Source organism: Saccharothrix ecbatanensis (assembly GCF_014205015.1).
Classification (GTDB): domain Bacteria; phylum Actinomycetota; class Actinomycetes; order Mycobacteriales; family Pseudonocardiaceae; genus Actinosynnema; species Actinosynnema ecbatanense.
In genome coordinates, this window is record NZ_JACHMO010000001.1 from 1,469,033 (window position 1) to 1,491,193 (window position 22,161).

Annotated in this window: 18 protein-coding genes; 15 read left to right on the top strand and 3 right to left on the bottom strand. The window is 71.4% G+C overall.

Features of this window, described 5'->3' with window-relative positions; translation table 11 throughout:
* Positions 1 to 112: 112 nt before the first annotated feature.
* Both F4560_RS06480 and F4560_RS46005 read right to left on the bottom strand, forming a co-directional pair.
* Positions 113 to 1,225 (bottom strand): zinc-binding dehydrogenase, encoded by a 1,113-nt coding sequence (locus F4560_RS06480; protein WP_184917530.1) that lies wholly within the window; start codon positions 1,223 to 1,225, stop codon positions 113 to 115.
* Positions 1,218 to 2,192 (bottom strand): Gfo/Idh/MocA family protein, encoded by a 975-nt coding sequence (locus F4560_RS46005; protein WP_184917533.1) that lies wholly within the window; start codon positions 2,190 to 2,192, stop codon positions 1,218 to 1,220. The genes F4560_RS06480 and F4560_RS46005 overlap by 8 nt, the downstream gene beginning before the upstream one ends.
* A gap of 143 nt (positions 2,193 to 2,335) precedes the next feature.
* Here F4560_RS46005 and F4560_RS06490 point away from each other — a divergent pair, with 143 nt between their 5' ends.
* The 9 genes from F4560_RS06490 to F4560_RS06530 all read left to right on the top strand — a co-directional run bounded on the left by F4560_RS06490 (position 2,336) and on the right by F4560_RS06530 (position 13,397).
* Positions 2,336 to 3,313 (top strand): glucosyl-3-phosphoglycerate synthase, encoded by a 978-nt coding sequence (locus F4560_RS06490; RefSeq protein ID WP_184917536.1) that lies wholly within the window; start codon positions 2,336 to 2,338, stop codon positions 3,311 to 3,313.
* A complete protein-coding gene (locus tag F4560_RS06495) occupies positions 3,304 to 4,443 on the top strand; it encodes a glycosyltransferase (protein ID WP_184917538.1) in 1,140 nt (379 codons plus the stop codon). The genes F4560_RS06490 and F4560_RS06495 overlap by 10 nt, the downstream gene beginning before the upstream one ends.
* A 214-nt stretch (positions 4,444 to 4,657) precedes the next feature.
* Positions 4,658 to 5,053: an ATP-binding protein gene (locus tag F4560_RS06500; protein WP_184917541.1), complete on the top strand. Its 396-nt coding sequence runs from the start codon at positions 4,658 to 4,660 to the stop codon at positions 5,051 to 5,053.
* A 134-nt stretch (positions 5,054 to 5,187) separates the two neighbouring features.
* Positions 5,188 to 5,592 carry an ATP-binding protein gene (locus F4560_RS06505; protein WP_184917543.1) on the top strand — a complete coding sequence of 135 codons (405 nt, stop codon included), beginning with the start codon at positions 5,188 to 5,190 and terminating at the stop codon, positions 5,590 to 5,592.
* Positions 5,593 to 6,303: 711 nt separating this feature from the next.
* Complete coding sequence (locus F4560_RS06510) at positions 6,304 to 9,066, top strand: AAA family ATPase (RefSeq protein ID WP_184917546.1); 2,763 nt, start codon at positions 6,304 to 6,306, stop codon at positions 9,064 to 9,066.
* A gap of 65 nt (positions 9,067 to 9,131) precedes the next feature.
* A complete protein-coding gene (locus F4560_RS06515) occupies positions 9,132 to 10,358 on the top strand; it encodes a class I SAM-dependent methyltransferase (protein WP_184917549.1) in 1,227 nt (408 codons plus the stop codon).
* 2 nt (positions 10,359 to 10,360) lie between these two features.
* Positions 10,361 to 11,326 carry an NAD-dependent epimerase/dehydratase family protein gene (locus F4560_RS06520; RefSeq protein ID WP_312868627.1) on the top strand — a complete coding sequence of 322 codons (966 nt, stop codon included), beginning with the start codon at positions 10,361 to 10,363 and terminating at the stop codon, positions 11,324 to 11,326.
* Positions 11,327 to 11,417: 91 nt separating this feature from the next.
* The gene (locus tag F4560_RS06525; RefSeq protein ID WP_184917555.1) at positions 11,418 to 11,984 is read left to right on the top strand and encodes a dTDP-4-dehydrorhamnose 3,5-epimerase family protein; all 567 of its coding nucleotides are present in this window, start codon (positions 11,418 to 11,420) and stop codon (positions 11,982 to 11,984) included.
* 18 nt (positions 11,985 to 12,002) lie between these two features.
* Positions 12,003 to 13,397, top strand: a complete 1,395-nt coding sequence (locus F4560_RS06530; protein WP_312868629.1) for an NDP-hexose 2,3-dehydratase family protein — start codon at positions 12,003 to 12,005, stop codon at positions 13,395 to 13,397.
* Between the two features lie 56 nt (positions 13,398 to 13,453).
* Here F4560_RS06530 and F4560_RS06535 read toward each other — a convergent pair whose 3' ends face one another.
* The gene (locus tag F4560_RS06535) at positions 13,454 to 14,563 is read right to left on the bottom strand and encodes a DegT/DnrJ/EryC1/StrS family aminotransferase (RefSeq protein ID WP_184917558.1); all 1,110 of its coding nucleotides are present in this window, start codon (positions 14,561 to 14,563) and stop codon (positions 13,454 to 13,456) included.
* Positions 14,564 to 14,817: 254 nt separating this feature from the next.
* On the opposite strand from F4560_RS06535, the gene F4560_RS06540 reads away from it, so the two are divergent.
* The 6 genes from F4560_RS06540 (at position 14,818) to F4560_RS06565 (ending at position 21,950) form a co-directional block, all read left to right on the top strand.
* Entirely contained in the window at positions 14,818 to 16,035 is a 1,218-nt protein-coding gene (locus F4560_RS06540; RefSeq protein WP_184917561.1) for a macrolide family glycosyltransferase, read from the top strand.
* A 14-nt stretch (positions 16,036 to 16,049) separates the two neighbouring features.
* Complete coding sequence (locus F4560_RS06545; protein ID WP_184917564.1) at positions 16,050 to 17,525, top strand: AfsR/SARP family transcriptional regulator; 1,476 nt, start codon at positions 16,050 to 16,052, stop codon at positions 17,523 to 17,525.
* Between the two features lie 191 nt (positions 17,526 to 17,716).
* The gene (locus tag F4560_RS06550) at positions 17,717 to 17,908 is read left to right on the top strand and encodes a hypothetical protein (protein WP_184917567.1); all 192 of its coding nucleotides are present in this window, start codon (positions 17,717 to 17,719) and stop codon (positions 17,906 to 17,908) included.
* A 144-nt stretch (positions 17,909 to 18,052) separates the two neighbouring features.
* Positions 18,053 to 19,501, top strand: coding sequence for a DHA2 family efflux MFS transporter permease subunit (locus tag F4560_RS06555; protein WP_184917570.1), 1,449 nt, complete (start codon positions 18,053 to 18,055; stop codon positions 19,499 to 19,501).
* A 105-nt stretch (positions 19,502 to 19,606) separates the two neighbouring features.
* Positions 19,607 to 21,544: a DUF2264 domain-containing protein gene (locus F4560_RS06560; protein ID WP_312868633.1), complete on the top strand. Its 1,938-nt coding sequence runs from the start codon at positions 19,607 to 19,609 to the stop codon at positions 21,542 to 21,544.
* 25 nt (positions 21,545 to 21,569) lie between these two features.
* The gene (locus F4560_RS06565) at positions 21,570 to 21,950 is read left to right on the top strand and encodes a VOC family protein (RefSeq protein ID WP_184917573.1); all 381 of its coding nucleotides are present in this window, start codon (positions 21,570 to 21,572) and stop codon (positions 21,948 to 21,950) included.
* Positions 21,951 to 22,161 lie beyond the last annotated feature (211 nt).

Below are 22,161 nucleotides of genomic sequence, written 5' to 3' on the forward strand. Positions count from 1 at the left end.
CGGGACACTTCGAGCCAATTCGGTGATTTCTTCGACAGGTTGAATCACACTGTTATGGAATATTGCTGGTCAGCGGGCTGAACCGGGAATCAATGCGCCGTGAAAGCACCGGTCAAAACCGACCATGAGGCTCTCGGAACGTGAGTACGGCCTGGAGCACGTGCGTCCGACGGGCGGCGAGGTCGGCCAGCAGGCCGGGCGCTTCCTCGAACGGCACCCGCGTGGTGATCATGTGCCGGGTGATGGCCTCGTGCGCCGAGAGGAGCAGGTCGACGGTCTCGGCGGACAGCCGTTCCCGGTCCCAGGCGTGGGCCGTGCCGCGCGGCACCCGGCCGATCTGGGCGCACCGGACGGTCAGGCCGTTGTGGTGGAACTCCTCGCCCAGCCGCACGTCCCCCGCGCCGTCCGGGTAGAACGCCAGGTCGATCACCGCTCCCTGCGGCCGGAGCAGTCTCAGCGCCAGTGCGAGCCCCGACGACCGCCCGCGGCACTGGAAGACGACGTCCGCGCCGCGATCACCGGGGCCGTGCCGCCACCGCGACTTCAGCTCGACCGCCAAGTCCGTGGCGTCCGGGTCGGCGGCGGTGAGGCCCAACGCCGTCGCCGCCGCACGCCGCTGCGGAGTGGGGTCGACGACGACGACCTCCGCGGCGCCGTGGTGCCGGGCGAACAGCCCGGTGAGCAGCCCGACGACCCCGCCGCCCGTCACCACGACCCGTCGGCCGCGCACTCCGTCCGCAAGCGAGCGCACATCGGTGCCGTGCAGTTCCGCCGCGGCGTGCAGCAAGCCGTTGGCACAGATGGGTCCCATGTGCGCGACGTACACGCCGAGCAACGGATCCAGCGCCTCCGGCAGCACGATCACCCGATCGCGCAAGGGATTCCCGCGATACCCCGTCCGGTGGCCGTAGGTCATGGCCACCACGCTGCCCGCCGTTACACCGGCGGCCCGGCTCTCGGTGACCGTGCCGACCTCCATGTAGCCGAGCTTGCGCACCGGGTAGCCCGAACCGGTCGCCACCGGGCGGAACAGGCCGAGTTCCGTGTCCCACTGCGCGTGAAGCGCGGGATTCGTGCCTTTGAAGAACGACAGCTCGGTGCCCGCCGACAGTCCACTGTAGAGCGTCTGGACGTGGAACTCGCCGTCCGCCAACGGCTCCGGTTCCTGCTCGTCACACACCACCGCACGTCCGGGAGCCTCTACCACCAGCACCCGTTCACCCATCGGACGTCACCCGAACCGGTCGCCGGGTCGCCGCCGACTCCGCGATGAGGCACGCCAGCCGGTGCGTGCGGCAGGCCTCCTCGTAGGGCACGAGCGGTTCGGCCGGCCTGCCCAGCACCGCGTCCACGAACGCCCGGTCGGCCGCGCGCTTGGCGACGTCCGGGTCCACCTCGATCCGCCACGGTTCGCCGTCGTCGAGTTGGACGACCGCGCCGTCCTCCGCCAGCGTCACCACGAGCCCGTCCGCGCACACTTCGAGACTCGCACGGTGCTTGCGCCGCAGCAGGCACGTCGCGTTGAGAGTGCCGACCGCCCCGCTCGCGAACCGCAGCACCGCGGCCGTGGCACCGTCGACGTCCCCTTCGGCGATGGTCGGCGCCACCCCGTCGGCCATCGCGTGCACCTCCACCACCTCGCCCGCCAGCAGTCGCGCCACGTCCAGCACGTGCACCGCCTGCTCGACCACCTGCCCACCGGACTGGTCGCGCCGCGTCCACCACGACACCGGCGGCACCTTGTCCAGCCAGGAACCCGTGACCAGCCGCACCTGGCGGTCGGCGAGCACCCGTGCCGCCTGCCGCAGGGGAGCGGCATAGCGCCAGTGGTGGCCGACGGAGGTCAGCAGCCCTCGTTCGGCGACCGAGGCCGCGATCCGGTCCGCGACCTCCAGGTCCAGCCCGAGCGGCTTCTCCACGAACATCGGCACCCCGGCCGCGATCACCGCCTCCTCGACGGGACCGTGCGCGAACGGCGGCACGCACACGTAGACCGCGTCGAGCCCGAGGGCGAGAAGTTCCGGCACGTCGGCCACCGCGCGAGCGCCGAACTCCGCGGCGAACCGCTCCGCCCGGTCGGCGAGCGGGTCCGTCACCGCCACCACCGCGGCGTCCGGCAGCCCGGCCAGCATCCGGGCGTGCCGCAGGGCGACACCGCCCGCGCCGACGAACCCGATCCGGCAGTCGCTCACCGTGCCTCCGAAAGTCGTGTCGGGTGAGCAGTCGAGTACCGCCGGTGGCTACGCCCAAACCCGCGGGTCCGAGCACGCGGTGTGGGCGTTTCAAACGACTTCCAGCGGGAACGTCACCTCCGCGACCGAAGAGGGGCCGATGGATGAACGAGCCGACCCGATCCGCCACTGTCCGTGACTGGCTCACCCGACGCACCTACCACCACGGCCGGTGGCTTCCGCGAGAGCTGAGCGCCCGCAAGGACGGTCGGCAGGTCAGCGTGGTCATCCCGGCCCGGGACGAGCAGGCGACGATCGGCTCCATCGTGACCACCGTCCGGCGGCGCCTGGTGCACGACGTGCCGTTGGTGGACGAGATCATCGTGGTGGACTCCCGGTCCCGCGACCGGACCGCCGAGGTGGCCGCGGCGGCGGGCGCGACCGTGGTCGGCCAGGACGACGTGCTGCCCGCGCTGGAGCCGTTGTCCGGCAAGGGCGACGCGCTGTGGAAGGGCCTGGCGGCGAGCAGCGGGGACGTGGTCGCGTTCGTGGACGGCGACCTGCGCGACTTCTCCGCGCACTTCGTCACCGGGCTGCTCGGTCCGCTGCTCACCGACCCGGAAGTCTGCTACGTCAAGGGTTTCTACCGCCGTGCGCTGGAGTACGGAGACAAGGTCGAGGCCGACGGCGGCGGGCGGGTCACCGAACTCGTCGCCCGACCGCTGCTGAACCTGTTCTGGCCGGAACTGGCCGGGTTCGTCCAGCCGCTCGCGGGCGAGTACGCGGGGCGGCGCTCGGTGCTCACCCGGCTGCCGTTCGTGGCCGACTACGGCGTCGAGGTGGGCCACCTCATCGACCTGCTGTCGCTGTACGGGCTGGACGGGCTGGCGCAGGTCGACCTGGACGTGCGCCGGCACTCGCACCAGACGACGCACCGCCTCGGCGTGATGGCGGCGCAGATCATGCAGACCGTCTTCGACCGGCTGGGGCGCGCGGGGCGACTGCCCGGCGGCACGCGCGGCGCCATGACGCTGACCCAGTTCCACCACTCGACCGGCCCCGACCTGGATCCGGTCGACATCGGCGTGTCGTTCCGCGAACGCCCGCCGTTGGCCTTCACGGAGGTCGCGCGATGGGCGTGACCGTGCTGATGAACGCCGGTCCGTGGCTGCCCGTGCCGCCGAACGGCTACGGCGGCATCGAGAACATCGTCGCCACGCTGGTGCCCGAGCTGCGCAAGCGCGGTGTGCGGGTCGTCCTCGCCACCGTCGGCACGAGCACGCTGCCGGTGGACGAGCAAGTGTCGTTGTTCCCGGACGGTCAGTTCGAACACCTGCTCAAGCCCTACAACAGGGTGTCCGGCATCGCCCCTGCCCACTTGCACCGCGTGCTGGCCGAGCTCCGTGCCCGCGACGACATCGACCTCGTCCACGACCACGTCGAGGTGATCGGCCTGAGCACCCTCGCGGCGGCCGGTGTGCCGGCGCTGCACACACTGCACTGGGACCTCGCCAAGAACCGGGACTTCTACGCCACCGTCGACCTCGGCCCGCGGCAGTTCGTCAACGGGGTGTCGGCCGACCAGTTGCGGGCCGCGCCACCGTCGTTGCTCCGGCACAGCCTCGGGCACGTGCACCTGGCCACCCCGCTCGCCGACACCGCCGCCTCCCGGACGCTGCCGGCGAAGGCCGAGCACGTGGTGGTCCTCGGCCGGGTGACGCGGTGCAAGGGCCAGCACATCGCCGTGCGGGTGGCCCGTGAGCTGGGATGGCCGTTGATCCTCGCCGGGCCGGTCGGGCCTTTCCACACCCCGGAGGACTTGGAACGGGCGCCGGCCACCGATCCCGCCGTGCGGTCCAACCCCGATGTCCGCTACTGGTGCGACGAGGTCGCGCCGCACGTCGACGGACGGCGGGTGAGCTGGCTGGGGACGGTGCACGGGCGTGAGCGGGAACGACTCCTGGCCACCGCCACCGCCGCCCTGTTCCCGATCACGTGGGCGGAACCGGGCGGGACCGCCGTGGTCGAGGCGCTCGCACTCGGCTGCCCGGTGGTCGGTTTCCGCCGCGGCTGCCTGCCCGAACTCCTCGACCACGGCCGCACCGGCCTGCTGGCCGAGCCGGACGACGAGACCGACCTCCTGGAACAGCTGGTCGGCAGCAAGCGGATCGACCCGGCGGAGTGCGCGCGCGAGGCGGTGCGGCGGTTCCGGCCCGGCACGATGGCAGACCGCTACCTGGAGCTGTACCGGCACGTGCTGGGTGCGTCGTGATCTGGATCACGTCCGCGATCGTCCTTTTCGGACCGCTCGTGGCGGCTCGTGGAGCACACCTGACCTGGTGGTCCGGTCGGATCGGGAACGCGTGGCGCGGCCGGACGCCGTGACTTTCCGACGAGCCGTCGGTTTCGGTGTTTGCCCGGACGTGCCGCCGGGTAACTGGGGGATTGTTTCTGCCTTGAGAACACAGGGCACTGGAGGGCGGACCGTGAGCACTGTCGAAGTCCCTCGGGACGGGGTCGATCTCGACCTGCCCGACACGCCTCCCACACCGGCCGCGCTGTCGGGACTCGTGGCCGGCACGTTCCCGGGAACCGGCGACGACCGGCTGGTGGACATCCTGGTGGTCGCCGGGCAACTGGTGGGCAACGCCTATCTGCACGCCCACGCGCCACGCCGGCTGCGGTTGACCCGGTCGGGCGACGGCGAACTGGTCCGGGTCGAAGTGGACGACGCCAGCCCGAGCCGACTCCCGGTCCTGGGCCGGCTCGACACCCCCGAGCACGGCCGGGGCCTGCTCATGGTCAACCGGCTGTCGGTCAACTGGGGGCATCGGCCCCGGCGTGACCACAAGACGGTCTGGGCCGAGGTCCGACTGGTCTGAATCGTTCCCGCCACCGCGTTCACCACCGGCCCGCGACCCGCCTCGGATCACAGTTTGCGGATGTCGCGGTGGGGAAACCCGACCGATACGCCCGAAGACCGCCCCGGGAGTGACAGCAGCTGGAAGGCACGAGTGTGGACGTCGTCGAACGGTCCCCTGACCACATCGACTTCGACTTGGAGGACAACGTTCCGCCGATGCGCCGTGCGCGGACGTGGATCACCGAGAACCTGCCCGACCTGGACCGGTCGCAACTGCTCGACCTGTTGGTTATCGCCGACGCCCTGTTGACCAACGCCTTCGAGCACGCCAGCGCGCCGCGACGGCTGCGGCTGCGGCGGCTGCGGCGGCCGCGTGGCGGGCGGGTGGTCCGGGTGGAAGTGGACGACGCCAGCCCTGAACTGCTGCCCGTGCTGGGCAAGCCTGGCGCGCGTGGACTGCACAACCGAGGTCTGCTGCTGGTGAACCGGTTGTCGTCCGGGTGGGGCGTGGACCCCCATGAGCGTCACAAGACGGTGTGGGGAGAGGTCGGGGCCTGAATTCGCGGCCGGGCCCCGACCTCCGTCCCGCTGTCCAAATTGGATCGACTTTGTTCCCAATCCGGGCGATATGCCCGATCTTTGTGAACGTCTAACCAACTATAGGACTGTTCAGTCAATTGCCTCGTCCGTTCGGCGTGCTCAGGGCGGCGGGGACGCGCTCCGGGGGCAGCGGGGAGGCGCTCGGGGTGGCGGGGGACGTGCGATGGCCCTCCGGGTGGCCGGCGGATCGCCCTCGCGGAGGGCCGTGCAGTACGGTCGACCGTGACGGACCGTGCGGAGTCCCGCACCCTTCGTCAGGGATTCCGGTATGACGTTCGGCCCGCCCGGCAGAGTCGACGGGGGATGGTGCCGGCCGCAGGTGTGCTCCGGAGCACGGTTTCGACACGACTGCCTACCGAATTCCGGTCGACGTGCGAGTCGTCGTGGTGATCATGCTATGTCGGACGCCCCCGGACCGCGGTTGGGCCGGATGGGTCAATGTCTCATTTCGCACGTTGCGCCGTTTGAGGCTACCGACCCCGGTGCAAAATGAATTGTTCGTTTCGTGGATCCGAAGCTTGGATGACCGGAACCGCTCCCGGAACCGCCTATGTGCGGGTGTGGCTAAATCCTCGTGGGCCGGCCCGGGTTGCTTCGCGTGCTATAAAACGCCAGTCTGCATCCGTCGTGAAAAGGCCGTCGGTCGCCCAACTTGGAAGGGAGCTGGTGATGGTGCTTTCGGACCACCGTGGTGCCCTCGCCGAGTTGACCGCCCTGCTCGCCGAATGCACGCTGGGCGCGGGGCGTTTCGCTCTCGTCAGCGGGGGTCTGGCCAGCGGAAAGACCGAGCTGTTGCAGCAGTTCCAGCGCCGTGCCGCGGACGCCGGGGCCCTCCTGCTGACGGCGGCGGGCGCGCCCGCCGAGCGCGCCCTCCAGGCCGGGATCGTCGACCAGTTGTTCCACGGCGCCGGTCTGCCGCCGGAGATCGCGGACCGCATTTCGCACCTGATCATGCCGTTTGCGGCGACCGTAGATGAGTCAGATTCGGATGTCCGCGCTATTCGGCACGGCAGTGTGCGCGCGGTGCACGAGATGTGCGGAATTGTCCTCGAATTAACCCGCGAGCGGCCCGTGGTGATCTGCGTGGACGACGTTCAATTCGCGGACAGTTCGTCATTGCAATTCCTGCTCTACCTCCGCCGGCGGATGGGCTCCGGGCGCGTGCTCGTGGTGCTGACCGAGTGGGAACAGCCCCAGCTGACCCTGCCGCTGTTCCACGGCGAGATGACGCGCCGGCCGCACCACCGCATCCGGCTCGCCCCGCTGTCCGAAGCCGGCATCGCCGACCTGCTGCGCGAGCGCGCCGGCCAGGACGACGCCGACGCGGCCGACGAAGCCGCCGAGTCGGCCCCGGTGCTGCACCGGATCACCGGCGGCAACCCGATGCTGGTCCGGGCCATGATCGAGGACGTGGACGCCGGCCGGCCGGCCGGACCGGAACGGGTCGGCCCGGCGTTCGGGCGCGCGGTGCTGGAGTGCCTGCACCGCTGGGAAGCGGGCCTGCTGGACGTGGCCCGTGCGGTCGCCGTGCTCGGCGAGGACCGCACGCCCCTCCTGGTCGGGCGGCTGGCGGGCACCACGCCCGAGGCCGCCGAGCAGGTGGCCGACATCCTCACCGCCGCCGGCCTGCTGGTCGACGGCCGGTTCCGGCACCCCGGCGCCGAGGCCGCCGTCCTGGACAGCATGCCGGGCGCGGAGCGTTCACGGCTGCACGCGCACGCCGCCGAGTTGCTCTACCAGCGCGGCGCGGCCACCGCCGTCGTCGCCGATCACCTGGTGGCGGCGGACCGCGTGTCGGCCGGGTGGCCGGTGGCCGTGCTGCGGATCGCCGCCGAGCAGGCGCTGATGGGCGACGACGTGGCCGCCGCCGTGCGGTACCTCGAACCGGCGCTGCCCGCGGCCGACGAAGACGAACGCCTTGGCATCACGTGCGTGCTCGTGCACGCGCTGTGGCGGGTCAACCCCGCCGCCGCCGTCGTGCACGCCGCACCCCTGCGCGAAGCGATGTGGGACGGGCGCTTACGCGGCCGGGACGCGATGAGCGTCGTGCAGCACGCCCTGTGGAACGGCGACGAGGCCACCGCGATCCGCGCGCTCGACATCCTCAAGGCCAAGCCGGAGCTGTTGGACGCGCAGAGCGCCGCCGAACTGCGGATCATCTGCCAGTGGGTCCACGGCCTGGGCGCGGCGACCTCGATGGCGTCGAACGCCGCGTCCGACGCGGACCCGTGGGTAGCCGCGGCAGAGGCGTTGGGCACGTTCTGGACCGCCGAGTTCTGCGCGGACGCCACCGACAGCGCCGAGCACATCCTCCAGAGCTGCCACCCCGGCGACATGGCCTTGGAGGTCGTGCTCACCGCACTGCTGATCCTCGTGCACGGCGGGCACACCGAACACGCCGAGCGCTGGTGCGAGCGGCTTGCCGCCGAAGCCGCCCGCAGCGGCGCGGTGACCTGGCAGGCGCTCATCGAGGTGATCAGGGCGGACATCGCGTTGCGCCGCGGCGAGGTCGTGGTGGCGGTCGCCCGCGCGGAGACCGCGTTAGGGCTGCTGCCGCACCAGGGCTGGGGCGTGTCGATCGGCTACCCGCTCGCGGTGCTGCTGCAAGCCAACAGCGTCCTGGGCCGGCACCGCGTGGTCGGCGAGCTGATGCGGCTGCGCGTGCCGGACGCCATGTTCTCCACCGTCTGCGGCCTGCGCTACCTCAACGCGCGCGGTCACGCCAACCTCACCGCCGGCCGCGTGCTGGCCGCCATCAGCGATTTCCAGAACTGCGGCACCCGGATGCGCGACTGGGGCATCGACCTGCCGGTGCTGGCGTCGTGGCGCTGCGGCCTGGCCGAGGCGAACCTCCTGCTCGGCCGCCCGGAAGTGGCCCGCGAGCTCATCCGCGAACAGATGCGGCTCCCCGCCGGCGACCGGCGCACGCGCGGGACGTCGCTGCGGGTGATGGCCGCGGCCGGTGAACCGGAAGAGCGGCCCGCGCTGCTCCGCGAAGCCGTGCACCACCTCCGTCAGGCGGGCGACCGGGTCGAGCTGGCCCGCGCGCTGTCGGACCTCAGCGAGGCCCTGGCCGACATCGGCGAGCACGGGCAGTCCAGGGAACTGGCCAGGATCGCGGCCGAGGAGACGAAGGCGTCCTACTCCGGCGCGCTGCCCATCCCGATCGACTGGGCGGTCGGCGACGCGGCGGACCCGCCCGACGAGCCGCCCGCGCTCAGCGACTCCGAACGCCGGGTCGCCGAACTCGCCGCGCAGGGCCACACGAACCGGGAGATCAGCGGGCTGCTCTACATCACGGTGAGCACCGTGGAGCAGCACCTCACCAGGGTGTACCGCAAGCTCGGCCTCAAAAGCCGGGCGGACCTTCCCCGTCGACTCGCGCACCTCACCGGCACGACGAGCACCCGGGCGTTCGAAGCGCGCGGGTGACACGACACCCACCACCAGCACCACCTGCGCCGGACCGACCGGCGCCTGAGCGGAAAGAGCTGCCCATGTCAACCGACTCCACCTGCCGGATCTGCACGGGGACGGTCGCCGAGTTCGTCGATCTCGGCACCCAGCCGCTGTCGGACGCCTTCCGGCTGCCGGAGGACACCTCCGAGGAGTTCTTCTACCGGCTCGCCGTGGGCGTGTGCGGCACCTGCGGCATGGTGCAGCTGATGGAGGAGGTGCCGCGGGAGAAGATGTTCCACGAGGACTACCCGTACATCTCGCAGGGCTCCGCGGTGATGCGCAAGCACTTCCGGGCGTTGGCCGAGCGGTTCCTGGCCACCGAACTCGCCGGGACCGACCCGTTCGTGGTGGAGCTGGGCTGCAACGACGGCACGATGCTGCGCGCGGTGGCCGATGCGGGCGTGCGGCACCTGGGCGTCGAGCCGTCCGGCGCGGTCGCCGACATGGCCGCGGCGGCCGGTGTCCGGGTGCGCAAGGACTTCTTCGAGGAGTCCACCGCGCTGTCCATCCGCGATCAGGACGGCCCGGCCGACGTGATCTACGCGGCGAACACGCTGTGCCACATCCCTTACATGGGCTCGATCCTGCAGGGCGTCGAGGCGCTGCTCGCGCCCGCCGGCGTGTTCGTGTTCGAGGACCCCTACCTGGGCGACATCATCGAGCGGACGTCGTTCGACCAGATCTACGACGAGCACTTCTTCCTGTTCAGCGCCGGTTCGGTGGACGAGATGGCCCGCCGGCACGGCCTGGAGCTGGTCGACGTCGAACGCCTTGAGGTGCACGGCGGCGAGGTCCGCTACACGTTGGCCCGGCCGGGCGCGCGCACGCGGTCCGACGCGGTCACCGAGCTGCTGGCCGAGGAGAAGGAGCGCGGGCTGGCGGAGCGGGCGACGCTGGACGCCTTCGGGGACCGCATCCGCGCCATCCGCGACGACCTGGTGGCGTTGCTGCGTCAGCTGAAGGCCGAGGGCAAGCGGGTGGTCGGCTACGGCGCGACCGCCAAGAGCGCCACCGTGACCAACCTCTGCGGCATCGGCCCGGACCTGGTCGAGTTCATCGGCGACACCACGCCCGCCAAGCAGCACCGGCTCGCGCCCGGCTCCCACATCCCGGTGCGCCCGGCGGCGGAGTTCGCCAACCCGTACCCGGACTACGCGCTGCTCTTCGCCTGGAACCACGCTGCGGAGATCATGGCCAAGGAACAGGCGTTCCGGGAGGCGGGCGGCAAGTGGATCCTGTACGTCCCCGAAGTGCACGTGGTCTGACGGTGAAGGCTTTGCGCGCGGGTACCAAGGTCGCGGTGCTCGGCGGCTCGGGGTTCGTCGGTTCGGCGGTGGCCGCGCGGTTGGCCGCCGCCGGGGCAGCGGTGCGGGTGGTCGCCCGCAACCCCGGCGTGCCGCCGTTCCGGGCCGAGTCGGTCGCCGCCGACCTGACCGAGCCCGGCCGGGTCGCCGCCGCCGTCGCCGGGGCGGATGTCGTGCTGCCACTGGTGTTGTTCACCGGCAGCGGCACCTGGCGGGTCGAGGAGGGCGGCGCGGACGACGCCGCCAGGGTCAACGTGGGCGTGATCGCCGACGTGGTGGCCGCGGTCGGTGCGGCGGTGGTGTTCCCCGGCTCCACCTCACAAGTCGGACCCGGTGCGCCGGAACGGATCGACGGCGCCGAACCGGACCGGCCGGACAGCGAGTACGACCGGCAGAAGTGCGCGGCCGAACGCCTCGTGCTGGACGCGGGCGGCTGCGGTCTGCGGCTGCCCACGGTGTTCGGTCCCTCGTCGGGCTCACCGGACCGGGGCGTGGTGGCCGCGATGGCGCGCCGCGCGTTGACCGGACAGCCGTTGACCGTGTGGGGCAGCGGGGAGATGGAACGGGACCTGCTGTTCGTCGAGGACGTGGCCGAGGCGTTCGTGGTCGCGGTCGCGCACGTCGACGAGCTCGCCGGACGCGCGTGGCTGATCGGCTCCGGCGCCGGGACCTCGGTGCGGCGCCTGTTCGAAGCGGTGTCCGAAGCGGTGGCCGCGCACACCGGGCTGCCGCCGGTGCCGGTGCGGTCGGTGCCACCGCCGGAACATGCCACACCGATGGACTTCCGGAGCCTGGTGGCGGATCCGGCGGCGTTCAGCGGGGTCACCGGGTGGCGTGCCCGCGTGCCGTTGGCCGACGCGGTCGCCCGGACGGTCGCCGCCGTGGCCGACGAACTCCACAGTGGACGGACCGAGCCGGCGCACCCCTAACCCCTGTCTAGGGGTGCCCCTAGTGGTTGACCACGCAGTCCGGACCGCATCAAGCTGGTGCGGAAATCGGGCCGTCGGACGGAAGGTGCTGATGAAAGCGCGTGAGCTCGCCGTCAGCGGCGCCTGGGAGTTCGAGCCCGAGGTCTTCCCCGACGACCGCGGTCTGTTCGTCTCCCAGTTCCAGGAATCGGTGTACGTGGAGGCCGTCGGCGCGCCGCTGTTCGCGGTGGCGCAGGCCAGCACCAGCGTTTCCCGCCGCGGTGTCGCCCGGGGCGTGCACTACGCCCGCACCTCGCCCGGCTGCGCCAAATACGTGCACTGCTCACGTGGCCGGGTGCTGGACTTCGTGATCGACCTGCGGGTCGGCTCACCGACGTTCGGCGTCTGGGACTCCGTCGAACTGTCCGCGGACAGCTTCCGCGCCGTCCACATCCCGGCCGGGCTCGGGCACGCGTTCCTGGCGCTGGAGGACGATTCCACCGTCTGCTACCTGATGTCCCGCGGCTACCAGCCGGACGACGAGCTGGCGGTGTCCCTGTTGGACCCGGACCTGGCGCTGCCCATGCCCGCCGACGCGGTCCAGTCCCACCGCGACCTCGTCGCACCCACCCTCGACAAGGCTCGTGCCGCCGGGCTGCTGCCCGCGTACTCGGCCTGAGGAAAGGAAGTCCACCAGGTGTCAGCGCCCACTCGCCCGCCGACCGGGCCGCGCCTGGCCGAGTCGATGCTCATCGGCGGCGGCACCGAAGCCGTGCACGCCTGGCTCGCCCGGACCGCCGAGCACTGCTGGATGCGCGTCGACCGCGTGCCGCTCGACGAGGTGGCGGGCTGGCGGACCGAACCGGACACCGGCAACATCCGGCACCACACCGGACGGTTCTTCAGCGTCGAGTCGCTGGCGGTGGACCTGCCCGGCGCGGCCGTGCCGCACTGGCGCCAGCCGATCATCAACCAGCCGGAGATCGGCATCCTCGGCATCCTGGCCCGCGAGGTCGACGGCGTCCTGCACTTCCTCATGCAGGCCAAGCACGAACCCGGCAACCCCAACGGGCTGCAACTGTCGCCGACCGTGCAGGCCACCCGCAGCAACTACACGCGCGTGCACCAGGGCAAGGCGATCCCGTACCTGGAGCACTTCCGCGACACCTCCGGCCACCGCGTCGTCGTGGACATCCGCCAGTCCGAGCAGGGCGCCTGGTTCTACCGCAAGCGCAACCGGAACATGGTGGTCGAGGTCGACGGCGACATCGAGGTGCACGACGGGTTCCGCTGGCTGACGTTGGGCGAGGTGGCCGACCTGATGGCGGTGCCGGACCTGGTCAACATGGACGCCCGCACGGTGCTGGCCTGCTTGCCTTCGGGCGGTGCGGGGCTGGCGGGTGCGGCGACCGACGCGTTCACCACCGCGCTCGTCCGCTCCCTCGATCCGGCGACGCCCGGCGTGCACACGATCGGCGACGTGCTGAGCTGGATCACGGAGGTGCGCACGCGCACCGACCTGCACGTCGCCCTCGGCCCGCTGGCCGGCCTGACCGACTGGACCCGCGTCGACGGGCGCATCGCGCACCGCAGCGGCGGGTTCTTCACCGTGGTCGGCGTGGACGTGGAAGCCGGTGGGCGCGAGGTCGCGGCCTGGTCCCAGCCCATGATCGAACCGGTCGGCACCGGCGTGATCGCGTTCCTGGTCAAGGAGATCGGCGGCACGCTGCACGTGCTGACCCACGCCCGCACCGAACCCGGCTACGCGGACGTGACCGAGCTGGCGCCGACCGTCCAGTGTGTGCCGGAGACGTACGACCACCTGCCCGCCCGGCCCCGGTTCCTGGACGAGGTGCTGACGTCCTCGAGGGTCCGGTTCGACACCGTGCTGTCGGAGGAGGGCGGCCGGTTCCTGGGCGCCCGCAACCGGTACATGATCGTGGAGACCGACGCCGACGTCGCCGCGGACGACCCCGAGTACCGGTGGCTCACCCCGCACCAGTACGAGGAGCTGTTACGGCACAGCTTCTACGTGAACATCCAGGCCCGCAGCCTGCTGCTCTGCCTGCGCAGCCTCGTCCCCCGCGGCTGACGGTGTCCCGACGCACGAGCCCCGGTCCGCTGTGGACCGGGGCTCGTGCGTCGCGGTCACAGCGCGGCGAGCACTTCCCGCAGCGAGGTGATGACGTGCTGCTGGGTCTCCTCGGGCAGCGACGGGTACATCGGCAGCGAGAAGATCTCGCCGGCCAGCCGTTCAGTGACCGGCAGGCTGCCCTTCTCATAGCCGAGGTGCGCGAAACCGGTCATCGTGTGCACCGGCCACGGGTAGCTGATGTTGAGCTGGATGTCGTACGCCTTCAAGGCTTCCATGATGTCGTCACGGCGCGGGTGGCGCACCACGTAGACGTAGTACACGTGGGTGTTGCCGGGCGCGGTCACGGGCAGCACGAGGTCCGTGTCGGCCAACCCCTCGACGTAACGCGCGGCGATGGCCTGCCGTCCGGCGACGTACTGGTCGAGCCGGCCGAGCTTGCGGCGCAGGATCTCGGCCTGCACCTCGTCCAGCCGGCAGTTGTGGCCGGGGGTCTCGACCACGTAGTAGGTCTTCTCCATCCCGTAGTAGCGGTGCCGGCGCAGGTTCGCGTCGATGGTCGGGTCGTTGGTGATCGTCGCGCCGCCGTCGCCGTACGCGCCGAGCACCTTGGTGGGGTAGAAGGAGAACGCGGCGGCGGCGCCCATGGACCCGGCGATCTTGCCGTGGTGGAGCGCGCCGTGTGCCTGCGCGCAGTCCTCCAGCAGCACCAGGCCGTGCTCGTCGGCGATCGCGCGCAGCGGCGCCATGTCGACGCACTGCCCGTAGAGGTGCACCGGCAGCAGGCACTTGGTGCGCGGGGTGATCGCGGCGACGACCTGGTCCACGTCCATCAGGTACGTGTCGGGGTGCACGTCGACGAACACCGGGGTCGCGCCCGCCGCGTCGATCGCCAGCACGGTCGGGGCGGCGGTGTTGGACACCGTGATGACCTCGTCACCCGCGCCGACCCCGACCGCCTGCAACGCGAGGCGGATGGCGTTCGTGCCGTTGTCCACGCCGACGCAGTGCGACACGCCGTGGTAGCCGGCGAACTCCGCCTCGAACGACGACACGCTGGGACCGAGGACGAGCCTGCCGGACGAGAACACCGTCTCGACCGCGTCGAGTATGTCCTTCCGCTCCGATTCGTATTCACGCGAGTAGTCCCAGACAAGTGTGGTCATAGCTGCCCTTTCGACAATCGGAGGTCGAGGGTCAGCCTAGGCGCGCCCCTGGATAGGGGGTAACCCCTAACATGCAGGTCAAGCCAGTCGCTGTGGTGCGAACGCAGCAGCGCCGGCTGGGCCGTTCGCGTGCGCTCCGGGTTGCGTTTCAATAGGGGATTAGGGGTGTCCAGGCCAGTTCCGGCCGCTTTACGGTGGCGACGCTCCCGGCACGGGTGCCGGATTCCACGACGTCCTGGGGATGGGATCAACTAATGTCGCGGCATTTCCTGTTCATGTGCCACCCCGACCACGGCCACATCATTCCCAACCTGGCGATGGTCACCGAGTTGGCCGCCCGCGGCCACCGGGTCACCTACCTGACCGCGCCGAGCATGGCCGATGTCGTGACCGAGGCCGGCGCCACCGCCGTGGCCTATGACTCCCGCTACCGCGACGCGGATTTCGCCCTGGTCGCCAACGACCCCGGTTACCTGATGGGCGTGCTGCTCGACGAGAGCGCCGCCATGCTGGCCACCGCGACCGCCGACCTCGACGGCGACCGGCCCGGCATGATCGTCTACGACACGTCGATCCTGTACGCGGCCCGTGTCCTCGCCCGCCGCTGGGGCGTCCCGGCCGCGCAGGTCATCCCGGTGTTCGCGTCGAACGAGCACTTCTCGTTCCTCAACGCCATGTACAACCCCGAGTCCTCCGGCGCGACGCCCGCCGTCGAGAAGCCCAAGGAGATGCCGGAGTGGGTCGGCGCGACGATGGCGCGGATCGCCGCGCTGTGCGCCGAGCACGAGGTCTCCGCCCCGCCGCACGAGGTGTGGTTCGAGGTGCCGCCGCTGAGCCTGGTCACCGTGCCGCGCGAGTTCCAGTACGCCGGTGAGACGTTCGACGAGCGGTTCGTGTTCGTCGGGCCTTGCGTCGGCGACCGCGGGTTCCTCGGGTCCTGGTCACCGCCCGCCAGTGGGCTGCCGGTGGTGCTGGTGTCGTTGGGCGCGGTGTTCAACGAGCACCAGGACTTCTTCCGCACGTGCGTCGAGGCGTTCCGCGGCCGGCCGTGGCACGCGGTGATGACGATGGGCGACGGCGTGGACCCGGCGTCGCTCGGCGAGCTGCCGCCGAACGTCGAGGTGCACCGCTGGGTGCCGCACGTGACGGTGCTGGAGCACGCCTCGCTGTGCGTGACGCACGGTGGCATGGGCACGGTGATGGAGGCGCTGCGCGCCGGTACGCCGATGGTGTGCGTGCCGGGGTCCGCGCTGGACCGGCCGACCGGGTGGCGGCTGCGTGAACTGGGGCTGGGCACCATGCTCGACCCGGACGCCCTCACCGCGGACGCGCTGGTCGGCGCCGTCACGTCGGTGCTCGGCGACCCCGAGGTCGCGTCCCGTTCGGACCTGATGCGCAAGGCGGTCGCCGACTCGGGTGGCGCTTCCCGTGCGGCGGACGAGATCGAGCGGCACCTGGCGCGGTCGCGTTGACGCCGACAGCGCTGATGGCGGAACCGATGGAGTTCGGCATCCTGGGGCCGATCCGGGCGGTGCGCGGCGCCGACGAGCTGCGGGTCGGCGGGCCGCGTGAGCGCGCGGTGCTGGCCAGCCTGGTGTTCGACGCCAACCGGGTGGTCAGCGTGGACCGGCTGATCGAGGCGGTCTGGCACGGTGACCCGCCCGCCAGCGCACGCGGTCAGATCGCGATCTGCGTGTCGCGGCTGCGGCGGGCGCTCGGCGACACGGGCGCGGGGCGGATCATCGCCACCGCCAGCCCCGGGTACGTGGTGCGGGTGGACGATGACGGCGCGGACTGGTCGCGGTTCAACAGTCTGATCAGCCGGGCTCGGGCTTGCGTCGCCCGTGATGACCTGTCGGGTGCGGTGGCTTCCTTACGCGAGGCGTTGGGACTCTGGCGCGGGGTGCCGTTCGAGGACCTGCCGGGGCTGCGGGCCGAGGCGGTCTGGCTCCAGTCGGCGCGGCTCGACGCGGTGGAGACCTGCGCCGAGCTGGAGTTGCGGCTGGGGCTGCACTACCGGGTGGGCAAGGAGCTCGCGGCGATCGTGGCGGAGCACCCGTTGCGGGAGCGCGCTCGTGCCCAGCTGATGTTGGCCCAGTACCGGTCGGGTCGGCGGGCCGAGGCGTTGCGGACCTACCAGGACGCCCGGCGCACGTTGATCGAGCAGGTGGGCCTGGAGCCGGGGCCGGAACTGCGTGAGCTGCACGACAAGATCCTGCGCGACGCGCCGGTGCTGCTGCCGCAGCCTCGGGTGGAGGCCGTGCCGGTGGCCGTGCCTTCGCAGCTGCCGCGGCAGGCGCTGCCGTTCGCGGGCCGTGAAGCCGAGTTGGCGGAACTGGACGCCGCGCTGGGTGGTGGGCCCGACGTGCCCGGGACCGTGGTGCTGTCCGGTCCGGGTGAGGTGGGCAAGACGGCGCTGGCGTTGCGTTGGGCGCACCAGCGGATCGACCGGTTCCCCGACGGGCAGCTGTACGCCGACCTGGTGGACGACTTCGGGCGTCCGGTGTCGCCGATGGTGTTGCTGGACCGGTTCCTGCGGGCGCTCGGCGTGCCGGGGGGGTCCATTCCGGACGATCCGGGGGAGAAGGTCGCCCTGTACCGCAGCAGCGTGGCCCGCCGGCGGATCCTGGTGGTGTTGGACGACGCGGTGGACTTCGCCCAGGTGCGGCCGTTGCTGCCGGGCGGGCCGCACTCGCGGGTGATCGTCACCAGCCGTGGTCCGATGGCCGAGCTGGTCGCCCGCCAAGGGGCGTACCAGGCGCTCTTGACGCCGTTGCGGCCGGAGGAGTCCTGGCAGCTGCTGTCCATGCTGCTCGGCCCGCACTGGGTGGCCGAGGAACGCCACGAGGCCACCCGCCTCGTCGGCCTCTCCGACGGCTACCCGCTCCCGCTCCGAAGAGCCGCGGCCGAAGTCCGCTCCGAACCCCACCTCCCCGCCACCCGCCTCCGCGTCCCCGCGTGAGTCCTACGTTCAGGACGCGTGAGTCCTACGTTCACGCCCGGTGAGTCCTACGTTCAGGACCCCCGAATTCAACGTTCGGAACAGACCCGAACGTGGGCCGCACCTCCTGAGCGTTGAATTCGGGGGTTCCGAACGTAGGACACGGTGGTCGTGAACGTAGGACTCACGCGTTCCGAACGTAGGACTCACGGGTGGAGCTGTTGACCACCATCGGCTACCTGTTCCCGCACTCCTGGGCGATGGACGCCCTGCTCGCGCCCGCCCGTCCGGGCGCGAACCTGAGCGCGGTGTGGCTGGAGGTGGCCGTCCTGGCCGGCATGGCGGTCGTCGTGCCGGGCATCACGCTGACCGTCTTCCGCCGCCGGGCGCTGACCAACGTCTGACCAGGATCCCGTTTCGCGCCCGTCTGTTCCCGGGTACGCCCGAAGCGGAAATGAGTGCGGGCCTGCGGATCGCCGCAGGTAGTGTTCACGGCGATCAGGGCGCCGTTGCCCACTTCCCGTACATGTTTGCCCTGGGGGTCTTGCGTGACTGCCGCACGTCTGTCCGAGTCCGACGTCGAGACGTCGCCACCCGGGCTCAGCCGCAGCGACCGCGCCGTGATCGGCGTGTTGCTCGTGGCTACTTTCGTGGTCATCCTCAACGAGACGATCATGGGCGTCGCGCTCCCCGTGCTGCTGGTCGACCTCCAGGTCACGGCGGCGGTGGGCCAGTGGCTCACCGCGGGCTTCCTGTTGACGATGTCGGTGGTCATCCCGATCACCGGCTACCTGATCCAGCGGGTGCCGACGCGGGTGCTGTACGGCCTGGCGATGAGCCTGTTCAGCGCGGGCACCCTGCTCGCGGCGCTGGCTCCCGGCTTCACGGTGCTGCTCACGGCACGCGTCATCCAGGCGACCGGCACCGCGATCATGCTCCCGTTGCTGATGACGACCGTGATGACGCTCGTGCCGGCGGCCCGCCGAGGCGCTGTGATGGGCAACATCTCCATCGTCATCTCCGTCGCGCCGGCCATCGGCCCGACGGTGTCCGGTGTGGTGCTGAACCAGTTCGGCTGGCGGGCCATGTTCTGGGTGGTGCTGCCGATCTCGGTGGCGGCGCTGGTGCTGGGCCTGCGCTGGGTGACGCGCATCGGCGAGGCGAGCAGCGCGCCGATCGACGTGCTGTCGGTGGTGCTGTCCGTGTTCGGTTTCGGCGGGCTGGTCTACGGCCTGTCGAACATCGGGCACAGCGGCGGCGGCGCCGGTATGTGGGTGGCGCTCGCGGTGGGCGTGCTGGGCATCACGGCGTTCGTGCTGCGGCAGGTGTCGCTCCAGCGCCACGAGCGCGCGTTGCTGGACCTGCGCACGTTCGCCTTCCGCACGTTCACGCTGGCCAGCGCCCTGATGATGGTCCTGATGGCACTGCTCCTCGGCGCCGTCACGATCCTGCCGCTCTACACCCAGAACGTGCTCAAGCTCGACCCGCTCGACACGGGGCTCCTGCTGCTGCCCGGCGGTCTGCTGATGGGCCTGCTGTCGCCGGTCGTCGGCCGGCTCTACGACCGGGTGGGGCCGCGCGTCCTGCTCATCGTCGGCACGGTCGCCACCAGCGCGTCCTTGTGGTTCGCGACGACGTTCGACGCCTCGACGTCCACCGCGCTGGTGCTGGTGTTCCACCTGGTGCTGAGCGTGGGTCTGGCGTTCTCGTTCACGCCGCTGTTCTCCGCCGGTCTGGGCGCGTTGCCGGCTCGGCTGTACGCGCACGGCAGTGCCGTCTTCAGCACGACACAGCAGTTGGCCGCCGCGGCCGGGGTGGCGTTGCTGGTGAGCGTGATGAGCGCGCGTGCGGCGGAGTTGGCCGCGTCCGGTGAGTCGGCGATCGGCGCCGAGGTGGGCGGGTTGCGCACGGCGTTCCTGATGGCGGCGATCCTGTCGGTGGTGGCGGTGGTCGGTGCGTTCATGGTCCGCGGCGGGAAGGCCGAGACGCCTGCCTGATCGCTTTTGATCGGAACTGGTCGGAGTTGTGGGCTTGACCGGACAAATGGCGATCGCAGATGATCGGTCCACTGTTCGAGTTGTTCCGGCCGCAAAGGACTCCGCGTGACCCGATCTGAGGCGTTGTTGGCGGAGTCGATCACCGGCTGGGGTCGGGACAGGTGGGCTGAGCTGGCCGACCGGATGCTGCTCGCCGTCCGGGCCCACGCCTCACCGGGCCACGCCCGGATCACGCCGCCCGGGTCGCCCGGCGGGTACGGCACGGCGGTCGACGGGCTGGAGGGGTTCGCCCGCACGTTCCTGGTCGCGGGTTTCCGGCTCGCGGGCGAGGACGGCCGTGACCCGCTGGGCCTGGCCGAGTGGTACGCGAAGGGCCTGGACGCGGGCACGGACCCGGCGTCCCCCGAACGCTGGCCGCGTCCCGAGGAGCACGCGCAGGCCAAGGTCGAGGCGGCGTCGATCGCGTTGATCCTGGACATGACGCGGCCCTGGCTGTGGGACCGGCTGACGGACTCCGTGCGCGACCGGGTGGTCGACTACCTGTCCGCCGTGGTCGGCGACGACACCTACCCGCGGTGCAACTGGGTGTGGTTCCGGATCGTGGTGGAGACGTTCCTGCGGTCGGTCGGTGGACCGTGGCGGGCGGAGGACATCGCGTCCGACCTGGCGGCGCACGACTCCTTCTACCGGGGCGACGGGTGGTTCGCCGACGGCGAGGAGCGGTCGTTCGACCACTACGGAGGTTGGGCGCTGCACCTGTACCCGGTGTTGTGGGCGCGGATGCGGGGCGCTTCGGACCTGGCCGGGGACCGGACTCCGCTCGACGTGGCGCGGCTCGACCGCTTCCTGGTGGACTACGTGCGGCTGATCGGCGGGGACGGCGCACCGTTGGTGCAGGGCCGGAGCCTGATCTACCGGTTCGCGGCGGCGGCGCCGTTGTGGGCGGGTGCGGTGGCGGGCGTCACGTCGACCTCGCCGGGTCTGCTGCGCCGTGCGGCGTCCGGGATGGTGGCGCACTTCGCCGACCGGGGCGCGCCCGACGAACGCGGCTTGCTGACCATCGGCTGGTACGACGAGTGGCTCGCGTTGGCGCAGGCCTACTCGGGGCCGGCCTCGCCGTACTGGGCCGCGAAGGGGATGCTCGGACTCGCGCTCCCCGCCGACCATCCCGTGTGGACGGCGGCCGAGGAGCCCTTGCCGGTGGAGCGCGCGGACGGGACGTGGATCGCGTCCCCACCCGGCTGGCTGATCTCGTCCACCCGTGCCGACGGTCTGGTGCGGGTCGTGAACCACGGCACCGACCACGCTGTCGTCGGCGCGCAGGTCGGCGACTCGCCGCTGTACACACGGCTGGCCTACTCGACCGCCACCGCGCCGCTGTTGTCGGAACGGGCGTGGACGTCGCCGTTGGACCAGTCGGTGGTCCTGCTGGACGCGGCGGGCGTCGCCACACACCGTGCGGGCATGCGGACGCTGTCCGTGTCGCAGGTGGGGGACGCCGTAGTCGGCGCCTCCGTCGCTTGTGCCCACTGGCTCGAGGCGGCACCGGGACAACGCGACCACGGCTCCGGACGTCAGGGCGTGGCGCGGGACGTTGCCATGGTCACCACCGTCTCGATCCTGCGCGGGCCGTGGGAAGTGCGGTGTGTCCGGCTGGACCCCCTACCCGACGCCCCGGACGCGTTGCGTGAAGCGACCGCGCTCCGGATCGGCGGCTGGCCCGTGGCCGGCGATCCCACCGTGACGACTGAGCCGGGCCGGGCCGAGGCACGGTCGGGAGTGCTGCGCTCGGTGCTGGTCCCCGGCCCCGGCCTGCACCGGATCGGCGTCCACACCGAGCCCGACGCGAGCCCTCTGGGCCCGAACACCGCCACCCCGTGGGCGGCAGGCGAGGTGACGCCCGGCAAGTGGACCGCCGTGGCGATCGGCCTCGACGCAGGCGGCCAGCCCGGCACGTCCCCGGCCATCCACCTGGTCCAGGAAGCCGTCACGGTCACCTGGCCGGACAGCACCTCCACCACGACCAACCTGCCGACCGGATAACCCGCGTTCCACTAGCGTGCGGGACGTGGCGCGTGTTCACGACATCGTCTTCGACAGCAGGCACCCGGCGTCACTGGCCCGCTTCTGGGCCGCGGTCCTGGACGGCTACCGCGTGGCGCCGTACGACGACGAGGAGTTGCGCCGCCTGAAGGAGAAGGGGATCGAGGACCCCGAGGACGACCCCACGGTGCTGGTGGAGGCCGGCCCCGGCCGCCCGCGTTATTTCTTCGTGCTGGTGCCCGAGGACAAGATCGCCAAGAACCGCGTCCACCTGGACTTGACCGCCGACGACCCGGCCGCCGAAGTCGCCCGCTTGGTGCAGCTCGGCGCGGTCGCCGTGCGGGAGTACGACGGCTGGGTGCAGATGGCCGATCCCGAGGGCAACGAGTTCTGCGTCCTGCGCTGATACCCGATTGGCCCAGCCCAACGACCCCGGCAGGACCTCCACCGACCATCCACGCCTATTGCGGCCCTCGGAGACGTGCCAAGTTGCCGGTGACCGGCAAGGAACTCGTCGCCGGACCGGCCGGGTGGGCACGTTGTCGCGCCACCGCCAACCGAGGAGCATGGGGATAGGCCCGGAGCGTGGCGTCGAGCGGTCGACTTGCCACGGAGGG